This window comes from Nostoc sp. (assembly GCF_036917615.1).
Lineage (GTDB): Bacteria > Cyanobacteriota > Cyanobacteriia > Cyanobacteriales > Nostocaceae > Nostoc.
In genome coordinates, this window is sequence record NZ_JBALCZ010000064.1 from 1 (window position 1) to 13,611 (window position 13,611).

A 13,611-nucleotide genomic window follows, 5' to 3' on the forward strand; every position below is an offset into this window, starting at 1 on the left:
ATTTGGCTGCTGGTGATTTTGCTCCTGTAGCTCTAACCGCTCCTGCTATCAACGGTTAAATAGTAAAGTTTAGCCTTCATCAAAAAGCGCTCTCCTAGATTGGGAGGGCGCTTTTTATTTAAGTTAGCAACAGATGAGGTATTTACTGTTATAGAGTTGGGTAAAAACTCGGAAATACTGTTGCAGAAACCCTAAAAAATAGCGGAAAGTTCTACAAAGATCAGAGCAAAACAACCTTTTGCAAGAACTCTAGGTAAAATACATAAGCCTCACCTTTTTCCTCAAAATCATGGGCAACACTTTTGGTCATCTATTTCGCATCAGTACTTTTGGCGAGTCTCACGGCGGCGGTGTGGGGGTTGTGATTGATGGTTGTCCTCCACAACTAGAAATTTCGGCTGAAGAAATTCAAGTAGAACTAGATAGAAGGCGTCCCGGACAAAGTAAAATTACGACCCCTCGCAAAGAAGCAGATACCTGCGAGATTTTATCAGGGGTATTTGAAGGCAAAACACTAGGAACGCCTATAGCAATTTTGGTGCGGAACAAAGACACTCGTCCCCAAGACTACGACGAGATGTCCGAGAAATATCGGCCTTCTCATGCGGATGCAACTTATGATGCAAAATATGGCATTCGCAATTGGCAAGGCGGGGGTAGGTCATCAGCGCGTGAGACAATCGGAAGAGTAGCAGCAGGTGCGATCGCTAAAAAAATTCTCCGTCAAGTAGCCAATATTGAAATTATCGCTTACGTTAAGCGCATCAAAGACTTGGAAGGTGTAGTTGATCCAAATACTGTCACCTTAGAACAAGTGGAAAGCAATATCGTCCGCTGTCCCGATGCTGAATGCAGCGATCGCATGATTGAATTAATTGAGCAAACAGGTAGACAAGGTGATTCTATCGGCGGTGTCGTAGAATGTGTGGCGCGAAATCTGCCCAAAGGTTTGGGCGAACCAGTATTCGATAAATTGGAAGCTGATATTGCTAAGGGTGTGATGTCTCTCCCTGCTAGCAAAGGCTTTGAAATTGGTTCCGGTTTTGGGGGAACGCTGCTAACGGGAATTGAGCATAACGACGAATTTTATATTGATCAAAATGGTGAAATCCGCACACTAACAAACCGTTCTGGTGGTATTCAAGGGGGGATTTCCAACGGGGAAAATATAATTTTGCGAGTTGCATTTAAGCCGACAGCAACAATTAGAAAAGAGCAAAAAACTGTAACTCGTGAGGGCGAAGAAACGCTATTAGCAGCGAAAGGACGCCATGATCCTTGTGTATTACCGCGTGCAGTTCCAATGGTTGAGGCAATGGTGGCGTTGGTGTTGTGTGACCATTTGTTACGGCATCATGGGCAGTGTAAGGTCTTGTAGGCACTACACTTTGACTGACAAGAAATATTTATTTTCCTGAGGTGGGTATCTTACTCGCCCTCTCAAAGAATATTTAGACTCTGTGAACTACCCACACTGACTTGGAACTCATAGGCGAGTGCCTAAGTACAGCATTTGATTAATTCCTAGCGAATAAATGAAAGGCAATACCTGGCAATGCCAATGTATGCCGATGCATTCTTAATGCGTCTCCCTGCAATGCCAATGCATCCCCTTGCATTGTTAATGCATCCCCCTGTATTAAAAACGCTACGCTTTTACGCAAAACTTTACTAAGCTTAGACTTTCGTCCGAGCTTTTCTTCAAGATTTCGATACGAGAGGGAATATCGCACATACCAGCGCACAGCAGTAGAATAATCTTGCATTGGAAGTGTCACCATTTGAATAGTTACTTGCAGTTCATCAACAGGGTATCTTTCGCTGCTGATGAACTACCTTCTGCACTTTTACCAGACCAGCACTGGTTTTTGCAACACAACCGTATTTTCAAGTCCATCTGCAAAATATAGGTTGTTTAACCAGATATGTTTTTAAGACTTGTCCTAGCAACTTATCGAGGTAGAACATGGCTCAGATATTACGCCCTTCCCAGAAATGTTTGAGGAAAAGCCTTTTTACATTCATTGATATTGCCTTGACCTTATTGTTATTGATGCCTACAACAGCCTTAGCTGATGGGAACAATAATTCTAACGATCCCCCACCTCAGACTACGGGAACTTCAGGTGGCTCTAGAGGATGCGAAACTCAGTCCGAGACATCTTCAAGTAGGATTCCAGCCCTGATTTTGCTTGCACCTTCCCAAATTTATGGGCAAACTTTGGTAACACGTCCTACATTTGCTTGGTTTGTCAGCAATTCTACCTCCTGGCAAATGGAGTTTCGGCTTTATGAGTATGACCCAGCTAGTAAACAATCTAAGTTGGTAAAAGAGATTAAAGACAAAAATTTTAAAAGTTCACCAGGAATTATGATCCTATCTCTGTCCAGTCCAGAATTGTTAGTTGGTCAAAGATATCTTTGGCAAGTCGAATTAGTCTGCGATGCTAATCGCCCGTCAGCCAATCCATTTGCTACAGCTGCGATGAAAGTAGTTTCAGTTCAACCAGATTTGGAAAAGCAACTATCTCAGAGCAATGATGTTTTAACTAAGGCAAATCTCTATAACCAAGCTGATTTGTGGTACAACACTTTAGAAATCGCTTTAACCTCAAAGGATGAGCCGAAGCTGAGAGAATTAAATATGTTTCTCCTAGAACAGGTAGCAAATGGCTCTGAAACTGATCTCAAAGAACAAATTAAAGTAGAACTTACAAAAAGCGCAATTCATCAATTGCAGCGCTAGTATAAACGTTTGAATTTCAACCAAAAACACTTAAAAATTTCGGTTCTACCGCTCCCCTTATGCTGTGGTATTAAAATTCAGGTTCTATAAAGAAACTTCAAAACCTGAAAACCCATTCACTCTAAAGACCACAATCTATAAGACCAGTTTATTTATTCTTAGAGTCCATAAAAGGAGCGATAGAGCCAAAATTTCAAATTTAAGACAGTTATTAGCTGTTCACCAGACACTTCTCGCCGTGGAAGCCCCCGGATTCATCCGTGGGGGTAAGGCGTAGGCGAATTTATGTCGCCGTCAGAGAGTATTCGTCACTTGTGATATGATTGTAATCATGGAACAAGTACTGACATCGGTTTGCAAGCTTAACCCCAGTTTTGAGGAAGTTGTCCAAATCGAGGCTACACTGAAAGTGTTTGCGGATGCTTGTAACTATGCCAATCAGCAAGTTAAACCCGAAATTACAAGTAAGGCAACCATTCAGAATATGGTTTATCAAGACTTGCGTTCGTTGTTCGGGTTGTCTGCTAATTTGGCTGTCAGGGCTTGTGCCAGAGTAGGAGCTAACCGCAAGACTGCTAAACAAAAGAATAAACCAGTTAAATTCTTTAAACCAACCAGCGCCGATTACGACGCTAGGATTTTTACGTTTAGAGAAAAAGACTGGACTGTTAGTTTGAACTTGCTCTCTGTTAGAGAACACATCAAAATGGATATTGGTAATTACCAGAGGGGGAAACTCAAAGGTAAAAAGCCAACGTCGGCGCAATTGTGCAAACATCGGGATGGTTCCTACTACATTCATATTCAAACCAAGGATGAAGTACCCCAACCACTTAAGCCAACCAATGTTATTGGTGTGGATTTTGGGCGTAGAGACATCGCTGTAACTAGCAACGGAGATAAGTGGGACGGAAAGCAAGTAACAGATATTCGAGATAGATACACCAAAGCTAGAGCTTCTCTCCAGCAAAAAGCTACGAAAGGCACAAGGTCTACTCGCCGCAGGGCAAGGCAGATTTTGCAACGGCTGTCGGGACGTGAGAGAAGATTCCAGTCTTGGTTGAACCATCAAATCAGCTACCGGATTATTCGTGCCGCCATAAGCACCGCATCTATTGTCGCTATTGAAAACTTGACTGGGATTAGAGAGCGCACTAACAAGCAACCCAGAAACAAAGTTGAGCGCAGGCGGTCTAATTCTTGGTCGTTTTATCAATTGCGATATTTTCTTGAGTACAAGGGTATTAAAGAAGGTGTAGAAGTAATCGCTGTACCACCTGCCTACACAAGCCAAACCTGCCACCAATGTTTGCACATTGGGTTGAGGTCGGATAAACGTTTTAGGTGTGGTAACTGCAAATGGCATGGTGATGCTGATTTGAATGGCGCAAAAATGATTTCTTTATTGTGGCAATCTGTAAGCTTGCCCGGAGGTTCGGGTTATTTGTGTTGTAATCTCAGCACAGATAGCTCAGGGCTACTACAAAGCCCCGCCCTTTAGGGCTGGGGTTAGCTTACTGTTCACTGATTTAAAGCCAGTTACCAATCAGGATGAATGGTGCCCAGTATCCAGGGTGACTTTCGAGTTGCTGCTGATGCGCTTGTAGCCAAGCTATTTGAGTCGCCTGTAAGGCTCTAGCCTTACTTAGTCCACTGTGCCAGCTTTGATAAAATTTGGCTATCAGTTGCGCGGTTGCTGCATCATCAACTTTCCATAGAGAACCTATGGCACTTTGAGATCCGGCTTGGATGGCGATACCAGCCAGACCTAGAGTTTCCCGATCGCTACCTACTGCTGTTTCACAAGCTGTCAAGGTCAGTAACTCTATCGGATTATTGTGATCGCGACTCTTACTAATTAGTTGATAAAGGTCGGTTATTGTCAATTTTTCATTATAAATCTCACTTTTGCCAGATTTTTGATGATTTATTTCAACTTTTTTACCAGTTACCAAGAACGTTTCTCTATCATCAATACCAAACTTGCCGTGTGTTGCTAGATGAATTACTGAGAAAGTATTTTTTTCTAACTCTTGTTGCAATCGCTCAGGTGTAAAGTCTTGATCTAGTAAGCCCTTGCTTTTAGGTAAACTCGTTGTAATGGTTTTAAGCTCTAATTTAACTTGACCAAGCGGCTCAAAAACTTTTGCACCCGCATCCGTTTCAACTGTAGCTGCCTGTGTCAAGCCGAAAGCCAATATTCGTAATTTTTGATGGTTATAGGGTATTGGCTTGGTTAGAGTCAGTGCTGGGGCAGTAGCGATCGCATACTTTTCAATCAAGAATTGCTTGCCGTCAAACAGCGCTGCCATCGGGATATTCCGAAGAATTCCATCTTGGATAAACACTAAAGTTTCGATTTTCTCAGTTTCTAAATCTTTGATAAAAGGACGAATGAACCAGTCATACACTTGTTGAGCTTTGGCTTTATAACTGTTTTCCAAATCGGAGCGCTTTTCTAGTTTGACTCGTAGGTCATTGATTGCATCTTTGACCTCCTGACTCTTAGCAGGCACCCAAAAAAGTTGTGATTTAAATTTTTTCTGATCGTCAGCCAAGGTAAGAATGATCGCCAGGCGCTCTTTCAAGATAATCGAACTCAAGACAGCAGTGTTTTTCCCCACTAATGGGACTGGTTGCTGAATCAGTGCTAAAGCACAATCATTACCTAAATAATTTTGTAGTTCTGCTAGCCTTAACTCATCTATTGCTAGAAGGACAAATTCTAAATTCTGTTGAATATCAGATTCTTGAACAAGATGCTCAGTTTGCTCTAGGCGTAACTCAAGCAACTCGCGGTAAACTGGTTCAACATTGTCTCGAAAGTCAAATTGAAAATCTCGCTGTTCTAAGGTAAGGTCGCTGCGAATACTTTTAAGACTGTCAATAGATTCTTCATAAAAATTAATCGCTTCTTTCACCCGACCTGTGGCTCTAGATAGGCGTGCCGCCTGCCAAGCCCACAAGTAAAGGCTCTCGTTTGCGACAGTGCCAATAAGCGCTTGTTGAGTCAAATTTATAGCTTGTTGATAATTTTGGAGACATTCATAAACGTGTCCTAACCTGCCTTTAGCAAAAGACTCTGCCTTTGGTTCCTGTATTTTTTGAGTGATTGCCACAGCTTTGTTGAGTAGTTCAACAGACTTGGGTAACAATTCTGACTCTAAGCATTGAGTTGCTGGGTCAGTAGTGACCGACTTGACCTTTTGGCTGACGAGTTGTAGAAGATTAGCGAGTTGAATCGCCGCATAGGCTTTATCGTGAGAATCAGGCATCTGTTCTAGGACGACGATCGCTTGCTGTAATGTATTGTTAACTATGGCTTCATCCTGACGATCTTGGCGGTAGTAAAGCCTAACTAGACCTAGTAGCGATCGCAGTTCGTTTACTCTGTCGTTTTGGCTACGAGCTAGATTCAGACTTTGTTCAAAATATTGTGCAGCTTGATTATCATCACTAACCGTGTGTTGCTGGAATTTTTCGGCTGCTTTTTGATCGTCTACCTCGTTAGCGAATTCAGCCCGACGCTGATTGCGCTTTGCAAGACTAGCGTAGGTATTGGCTAAACCATTTAAGGTAGACGTTACATAAGTTTGATTATTGATCCGCTTGGCTATTTCATAGCTATGTTCAAAATCTTGAATAGCTTGCTCATACTCGCCTTGGAGACGATGAGCATTTCCCAGACTACCCCAAGCAGCTACTTCGCCAAGATAATCTGACTGGCGGCGGGCAATTTCTAGGGCACTATCCTGAGTACATGGCAGATTGATTTGATTTTGACCGCACAAAATGGCAACTGCCAGTCGGTGCTGTCCCCGGCTACTGAAGAGTTGAGCCTGTTCTGTCAGCATCCGTCCCACTTTTATCGGCTCGTTTGTTTGACGATAGTAGGCGATAACTTGCTTTAATTCGGCGATCGCTTCCGGTATTTGACCTACTTGTTGGTATGCTCTGGCAAGGTATGTCCGGACATTTATTTCCTCAGGAGAATTACTATTACGCTGTTGATTGGAGGAGAGGGCTGCTTGCCAAGACTTGATTGCTCCTTGAATATCGCCAGCTTGATATAGCTCAAGTCCTTGCTGTACTGGCTGTGTTAAGGCCGACGATTTAGCTGTTGCTATCTCTGCGATTCCCTTATGCCCAATTGTTAGAGAAGGATGCGCTAACCACAAACATAGGGTTAGCGTTGTTAGGAAGAGAACTGCCCAAATGCGACGAACACGGTATGGTAAGCGTTGCATGATCGCACAAAGTAATACTTTCGACAAGTAAATTTCTTACTTAATCAACGATCGCTTTCGGCAATGCACAGCCTCGGTGTTGCGATCGCATAACTAAATATAGTATTTCATAAATCCGTTAGAAATTACCCACTGTACAAATAGACAGTAGCATGCATCAGCACTGCTTGTAAGTTAAGAAGTTTTGCCTGACTCCTAAGCTGTTCCACTTAACATTACTACATAGGAGAGCAGCGCCGGAGCTTTTGTATCTACGACTTTTAAATGCAGAGCTTTTCGCCTATACTTAGTGGCTTTAATTGGGATAGCTCTGTGCATTACCTGTGAGTTATCCCAAAAGACATTAAACTGGCGTTACTGATTTGGGAACAATAAATTCAGAAACCTTGACAATTAAGCAGCATGGCCAGCACTCTTGTCAGTATTGCCGGATACCACGTAACAGAAGAAATTTATAATAGTTCCAGAACCCTAGTTTATCGCGGGTATCGAGAGACTGACCACAAACCTGTGGTGATTAAACTGTTGAAAAATCCTTATCCCAGTTTCAGCGAACTCTTATCGTTTCGCAATCAGTACACCATTGCCAAAAATCTTAACTTACCTCTAATCATCCAAACCTATAGCCTGGAACCATACCAAAATGGCTATGCGTTGGTGATGGAAGACTTTGGGGGTATTTAGTGTGGACTGGGGAAGACGTGGCGCTCTCTGAGGATAAAGGGCAATGGGGAGCGGGGGGAACCCTAGAATCTCTAATGGAATTTTTACAAATAGCGATCGCCTTGTGTAATACCTTAGATATACTTTATCGGGAGCGGATTATTCATAAAGATATAAAACCCAGCAATATTTTAATTAATCCTGATTCCAAACAAGTTAAATTAATTGACTTTAGTATTGCATCTTTACTACCACGGGAAACGCAAACGCTAGTCAATCCCAATGTATTAGAAGGGACACTGGCTTATATTTCGCCAGAACAAACAGGAAGAATGAATCGGGGGATTGACTACCGAACTGACTTTTATTCTTTGGGTATCACTTTTTATGAGTTACTCACTGGAGTTTTACCCTTTGAATCCAATGATCCGATGGAATTGGTGCATTGTCATATTGCTAAAGCCCCTGCTCCTTTGGAAGAATTCAAAGTTCCGAAATCGATTTCAGATATCGTCATGAAATTGATGGCGAAAAATGCCGAAGATCGTTATCAGAGCGCATTCGGGTTGAAATTTGATTTAGAAACTTGTTTACGTCAACTCCAACAAAGTAGTAAAGTTGAGGGCTTTAAAATTGCCCAAAGGGATGTGTGCGATCGCTTCATCATCCCCGACAAACTTTATGGAAGAGAAATGGAAGTATCAACTCTAATCCAAGCATTTGAGCGAGTCAACCTTGGTGCAACAGAAATGATGCTGGTAGCAGGTTTTTCGGGAATTGGGAAAACTGCGGTTGTCAATGAAGTTCATAAACCGATTGTGCGACAACGCGGTTATTTCATTAAAGGCAAATATGACCAATTTCAACGTAATATTCCCTTGAGTGCCTTTGTGCAAGCATTCCGAGATTTAATGGGGCAATTATTAACTCTAAGCGATACACAAATTCAGCAGTGGAAAAGTAATATTTTAGATGCTGTTGGAGAAAATGGACAAGTAATTATTGAAGTTATCCCGGAATTATCAAGAATTATTGGTGAACAACCACCCGCCATAGAATTATCAGGAACTGCGGCCCAAAATAGATTTAATTTATTGTTTCAAAAATTTACCCAAGTTTTTACCAGTGCTGAACATCCATTAGTGATGTTTTTAGATGATTTGCAATGGGCAGATTCAGCATCACTGAACTTAATGCAGCTATTGATGGCTGATACAAGACATCTTTTGTTAATTGGTGCATACCGTGATAACGAAGTCACAAGAGCACATCCATTAATGTTGACTTTGAGTGAGATTAAAAAAAACCAAGCAACCATTAATACGATTACTTTAGCACCACTGAGCCAAGGGCAAGTGAATCAGTTAGTTGCTGACACCCTTAAATGTACAAAAAATTTGGCATGGACTCTTTCTAAGTTGGTATATCAAAAAACTCAAGGTAATCCGTTTTTTGCTACACAGTTTCTCCTCGCATTACATCAAGAGAGGTTAATTCAATTTGATTTGGAGTTAGGCTGTTGGGAATGTGATATTAGCCAAGTAAATCAGCAAGCGTTTACAGATGACGTTGTTGCCTTTATGGCATTTCAATTAGAAAAACTGCCTCCCTCAACTCAACAGGTGTTGCAGTTAGCTGCTTGCATTGGCAATCAGTTTGATTTAGCAACTTTGGCAATTGTTTCAGAACTATCCCAAATCGAAACTGCTGCCGATTTGTGGAAGGCTTTACAAGAAGGGCTAATTTTACCGATTAGTGATGTTTATAAGTTTTATCAGGGAGACGATAATGATAGATATGTACTGTCAAATGATTTTCCTAGTAAACAAATAGCCAAATATAAATTTTTACACGATCGCGTCCAACAAGCTGCTTATTCTCTAATTCCCGATCAGCAAAAAACAGCAACTCATCTGCAAATTGGACATTTACTCCGAAAAAATTTATCCGAGATTGAACTTGATGAAAAACTGTTTGATATTGTCCTGCATTTGAATTTAGGAATTGAGTTAATCACTGAACTCAAGGAACAGGAAACATTAGCTCAACTCAATTTCAAAGCCGGAGCTAAGTCCAGAAATTCAACAGCTTACGCCGCAGCAAGAGTTTATTTGCAAACGGGGATTAAGCTACTTGAGACAAACTGCTGGCAACATCAGTATGAATTGACTCTGAATCTGTATGTGATGGCTGCTGAAGTTGCCTATTTGAATGCTGACTTTCAGGGCATGGAACAGCTAGGCGCATTGGTATTGCAGGAGGCACAGACCATTTTCGACAAAGTGAAAATCTACAAAATTCAAATCGCGGCCCAAACGGCTCAAAGCCAAGTGTTAGAGGCGATCGCTGTAGGAAGAAAGGCACTGAGTCAATTAGGGGTGGATCTACCGAGTGCGCCAGATGAAACCCAAATCGGCAAAGTACTACAAGACCTTGCAAGCCTTCAAAGCAGCAACAATCTGTCTGCTCTAGTTAATTTACCCAGGATGAGCGATCCCACAGCGATCGCCGCGATGGAACTGTTAGGAATAGTGTTTGCGCCAGTACTACAAGGAATGCCAGGTTTACTGCCCTTTCTGAGCGCAACGATGGTGAGATTGTCGCTCCAGTTTGGGAATGCCCCCGCCTCGACGGTAGGATATGCGATTCATGGAATGGTGCTGTGTGCCTTTTTGGGCGAAGTCAAAACAGGCTATGGGTTTGGCTCGTTAGCGATCTCGTTACTGGAGGAATTTAATGCTCAGTCCATGAAGTCCGTCACTCTCAGCCTGTTTGGGTGTTTCATCCAACATCACCAGCAAGCACTATTGGCAACGCTACCAACGCTGAAAGAGGGCTACACGACTGGCATGGAAACATGCACAGATGACAAGATGGTAATAATTCGGCTTACCGATAACGGTTCGGGAATGACACCAGAGGTGCAGCAGAAAATATTTGATCCATTTTTTACTACTAAGCCTGTAGGAAGTGGTACAGGCTTAGGACTATCCATTAGCTATGAGATTATTGTGGATAAACACAAGGGTCATTTAACTTGTAATTCTAACTTAAACAAAGGAACTGAATTTATAATTGAGATTCCAATCCAGAGCAATACCACCCGCCTTCATCCAGCGATAAGCCCCCTCTGAAGCACCGTCCCCTAGAAGAACACGCTAGCCTACGACCAGAGGAGTCAGACCAAATCTATCGAACTAACGTTAAGTTCCATCAGTGCGGGCAGAGAAAAATTTCCAATTGCCTGGATACAAAAATCGTTGCCACCAAGTACTTGCTACAGGCCAAGTCAACTCGCAGACAGTGCCTTGTGGAGAGTGACGAAATCGTCGAAACTTACCTCTCAATTTTCGGGCTAAATATTGAGCTTGGTCTGTTCCACCACCACCACTTTGATAATTAGATTTAGATAGAATTCCAACTCCATTATCAATTATTTGCAAGCAATACTCGCTTGCTGAACGCGTACAAACAACATCAAGACGTGTAGCTCGTTGCGAATGTTTTCCGACATTACATAATGCTTCTTGAAAAAACAGGTACAAGCTTCGCTTTTGATCTGCATTTAAGTAGCACTCTTCTAGTGGCTCAAAATTGGGAGGAATAAAACTTTGAATTGTCTCAAATCCTTGAAATTTTCTTTGTAAGGTACTGTCGTAAATATGATAAAGTAACTCAGCAATTGGAATTTGGAGATCGATAACCACATTTCCCTCTAAGTAGAGACTGTCATTGCGACTGAGCATTTCTTGACTAAGAGAATCAGGGATACTTCGTAACTCCCGATTCAGTTGTTCAAGTTGCGATCGCAATTTCTCAGTTTCTATGTCTTCGCCAAGACTCCTTAAAATGACAGCCAGAGTTTGCAGAGGGCCATTATGGATTGTCTCAAAAGAGCGCTTGAGAGTTAGACTGCGTTGTTCGAGTAATGTTCTTAAATCTCGATCAAAAAAAGATGTTGTCAGTCCTGCACCTGCCAGAGATAACAAGGTTGGTACTAAAGGAATCCACCAACCCACAACTAGGAGAATATAACAAATTCCCACAAGTGCGATACTAGCTAACCCAAGGTTCAACAATGTTTTTACAGGAGATTGCAAGATTAAACCCAGAATTATGCCAAGTAAACCCCAAGCTAAAATCCATAAATATTCCCAAAATTCTGGCCACACTTTTAACAGTGGTCGTCCGTCTAAAACATTACTAATAATTTGGCTCGTGGTATGGGCATGAATCTCTACACCATAAATCGATTGAAACTGATTAGCAGAATTTTCAATTCCTAAATCTCTAGTATAAAGTGTACGTTTGACTGCTGAAGTGGTAAATGTATCTTTAATACTGGAGGCAGTCATACCGACAATCACGACGCGATCGCGAATCCAATTGGGATCAATTTTTTTAGTGAGGACATCTCTCAAAGATAAGGTGCGAAAAGGTTCGGGATGAGAGCGAAAGTTTAGTAATATCTGAAAGCCATTAGCATCAGTTCCCACATATCCACCAGAATTGGGGAGAAAGCGGACTAGCCGACTCGAACCAAATTGGATAGGGTCGTAAGAACTACTGCCATGATGAAATATAATTCCTTGTTCGCGCAAATAGAATTGTGCTAAACACAGAGGTAAGGAGTATTTAAGTTTTCCCATGTGAGTCTTGGCTGCCAACACGTTACGTCGTAGCTTGCCATCAGGGTCAACTATTAGATCTGCAAAGCCAACTCGTTCGGGAGGTAACTCAGGTGGTAGGTTAACATTAAAAGTTCGTTTCTGATTTAATGCAACTTCAATTCCAATGATATTTGTATTTTCTCTCAAGGCAAGTGCCAAGTCTGCACGATCTGAATTACTATGTTTATCCTTAAAAAGATCCAGACCGATGACTCTAGGTTTGTAAGTATGTAGAATGTTCAACATTTTAGCAATTTCTCTATTCGGTATAGGATAGCTTCCTACATAGTTAATATCGTCTTCATCAATACCTACAATTACCACCCGTTGATCGATAGCTTCATTAGGCCGCACCCGCAATAATTGATCGAATACAAGCCACTCTTGTGATTGCAATAATCCTATTGAACGAGCAAGCATAATAAATCCTACTACTGAGAGTCCTGGCATCACTACTTCTCGCCAGAGTGGCAGTTGGTGGTGAAGTTTTTTCCAAAAATTGCTTTTTATAGTAAGTGCCAACTTCATCAATTAATTAATTAATCCGATTTTTCTAGCTGCGATCTCAATTTGAATTCTCAATTCTTTACCAGGTTCGTCATAAACACCCAGAGAATCTTGCAATCTAATCCAGTAATTTCTTACGGTGCGATCGCTTACTAGCATTTTTTGAGCGATCGCTTTATCTGTTAAGCCTTCTTGATATTTAAGCGTCAGTACCTCTATCCATTTTCGGTCAAATTCTGGACGCGATCGCAGTTCTGAAGACAAATAAATAGAGCCGCGCAATGCCAAGTCAACGAACTTTAACATTTCCCGGATCGGCAAAGACTTATCCATAGCGGCAAAGCCACCTTCATAAGCATTAATTATCGGTTTGAGACGTACTAACGGTTTGACATTGGTACTCAGCACCATTAAATTAGGGGCGAGAGGGCTTGACATCAAAGTTTTGATCAGTTGCATACCAACTTCAATCTGAGCTGGAGCTTGAGGCTTTTCTGGTAGACATAAATCCACAATTAATAAATCTGGGTGGTAGCGTTCAAATTGCTGATACGCCGTCTGGGCATCCTGAGCTGCGAGGATTTCTGCTTCTGGATATTTCTCCTTTAACGCTGGAATTGTACCTTGAAGAATTGCTTCGTGGTCGTCAACAACTACAAATTTTTGCAAAGTTTGCTTTGACTGTTGGTTCATAACTGGTGTAATTTTAATAGCTTTATTTAAAGTACCAAAACTACAGGAAATCTAACTTTTTGTGACTAGAAATTAACTTGCCATT

General features: G+C 41.7%; 9 protein-coding genes. 5 read left to right on the plus strand and 4 right to left on the minus strand.

Going from position 1 to position 13,611, the window contains the following annotated elements; genetic code table 11:
• Positions 1–289: 289 nt before the first annotated feature.
• Positions 290–1,378, plus strand: a complete 1,089-nt coding sequence (aroC, locus tag V7K85_RS22650; protein ID WP_334816759.1) for a chorismate synthase — start codon at positions 290–292, stop codon at positions 1,376–1,378.
• Positions 1,379–1,517: 139 nt separating this feature from the next.
• Here the strand turns inward: aroC and V7K85_RS22655 are convergent, their stop codons facing one another.
• Entirely contained in the window at positions 1,518–1,781 is a 264-nt protein-coding gene (locus V7K85_RS22655) for a hypothetical protein (protein ID WP_334816761.1), read from the minus strand.
• Positions 1,782–1,966: 185 nt separating this feature from the next.
• On the opposite strand from V7K85_RS22655, the gene V7K85_RS22660 reads away from it, so the two are divergent.
• Complete coding sequence (locus V7K85_RS22660; protein WP_334816763.1) at positions 1,967–2,746, plus strand: DUF928 domain-containing protein; 780 nt, start codon at positions 1,967–1,969, stop codon at positions 2,744–2,746.
• 331 nt (positions 2,747–3,077) lie between these two features.
• Positions 3,078–4,247: an RNA-guided endonuclease InsQ/TnpB family protein gene (locus V7K85_RS22665; protein WP_334816862.1), complete on the plus strand. Its 1,170-nt coding sequence runs from the start codon at positions 3,078–3,080 to the stop codon at positions 4,245–4,247.
• A gap of 28 nt (positions 4,248–4,275) precedes the next feature.
• Here the strand turns inward: V7K85_RS22665 and V7K85_RS22670 are convergent, their stop codons facing one another.
• Entirely contained in the window at positions 4,276–7,020 is a 2,745-nt protein-coding gene (locus V7K85_RS22670; RefSeq protein ID WP_334816765.1) for a CHAT domain-containing protein, read from the minus strand.
• Between the two features lie 375 nt (positions 7,021–7,395).
• On the opposite strand from V7K85_RS22670, the gene V7K85_RS36615 reads away from it, so the two are divergent.
• Positions 7,396–7,677 (plus strand): hypothetical protein, encoded by a 282-nt coding sequence (locus V7K85_RS36615; protein ID WP_442940609.1) that lies wholly within the window; start codon positions 7,396–7,398, stop codon positions 7,675–7,677.
• Positions 7,677–10,790 (plus strand): trifunctional serine/threonine-protein kinase/ATP-binding protein/sensor histidine kinase, encoded by a 3,114-nt coding sequence (locus V7K85_RS22675; protein ID WP_442940610.1) that lies wholly within the window; start codon positions 7,677–7,679, stop codon positions 10,788–10,790. The genes V7K85_RS36615 and V7K85_RS22675 overlap by 1 nt, the downstream gene beginning before the upstream one ends.
• Before the next feature lie 69 nt (positions 10,791–10,859).
• On the opposite strand, the gene V7K85_RS22680 is transcribed toward V7K85_RS22675, so the two are convergent.
• Both V7K85_RS22680 and V7K85_RS22685 read right to left on the minus strand, forming a co-directional pair.
• Entirely contained in the window at positions 10,860–12,854 is a 1,995-nt protein-coding gene (locus V7K85_RS22680; RefSeq protein ID WP_334816767.1) for a CHASE2 domain-containing protein, read from the minus strand.
• Positions 12,855–12,857: 3 nt separating this feature from the next.
• Positions 12,858–13,526, minus strand: a complete 669-nt coding sequence (locus tag V7K85_RS22685; RefSeq protein WP_334816769.1) for a response regulator transcription factor — start codon at positions 13,524–13,526, stop codon at positions 12,858–12,860.
• Between the last annotated feature and the right edge of the window lie 85 nt (positions 13,527–13,611).

Excerpts from the sequence above, each read along its gene's own strand:
- aroC (WP_334816759.1), top strand. The coding sequence starts at position 290 with ATGGGCAACACTTTTGGTCATCTATTTCGCATCAGTACTTTTGGCGAG.
- V7K85_RS22655 (WP_334816761.1), bottom strand. The coding sequence starts at position 1,781 with ATGGTGACACTTCCAATGCAAGATTATTCTACTGCTGTGCGCTGGTAT.
- V7K85_RS22660 (WP_334816763.1), top strand. The coding sequence starts at position 1,967 with ATGGCTCAGATATTACGCCCTTCCCAGAAATGTTTGAGGAAAAGCCTT.
- V7K85_RS22665 (WP_334816862.1), top strand. The coding sequence starts at position 3,078 with ATGGAACAAGTACTGACATCGGTTTGCAAGCTTAACCCCAGTTTTGAG.
- V7K85_RS36615 (WP_442940609.1), top strand. The coding sequence starts at position 7,396 with ATGGCCAGCACTCTTGTCAGTATTGCCGGATACCACGTAACAGAAGAA.
- V7K85_RS22680 (WP_334816767.1), bottom strand. The coding sequence starts at position 12,854 with ATGAAGTTGGCACTTACTATAAAAAGCAATTTTTGGAAAAAACTTCAC.
- V7K85_RS22685 (WP_334816769.1), bottom strand. The coding sequence starts at position 13,526 with ATGAACCAACAGTCAAAGCAAACTTTGCAAAAATTTGTAGTTGTTGAC.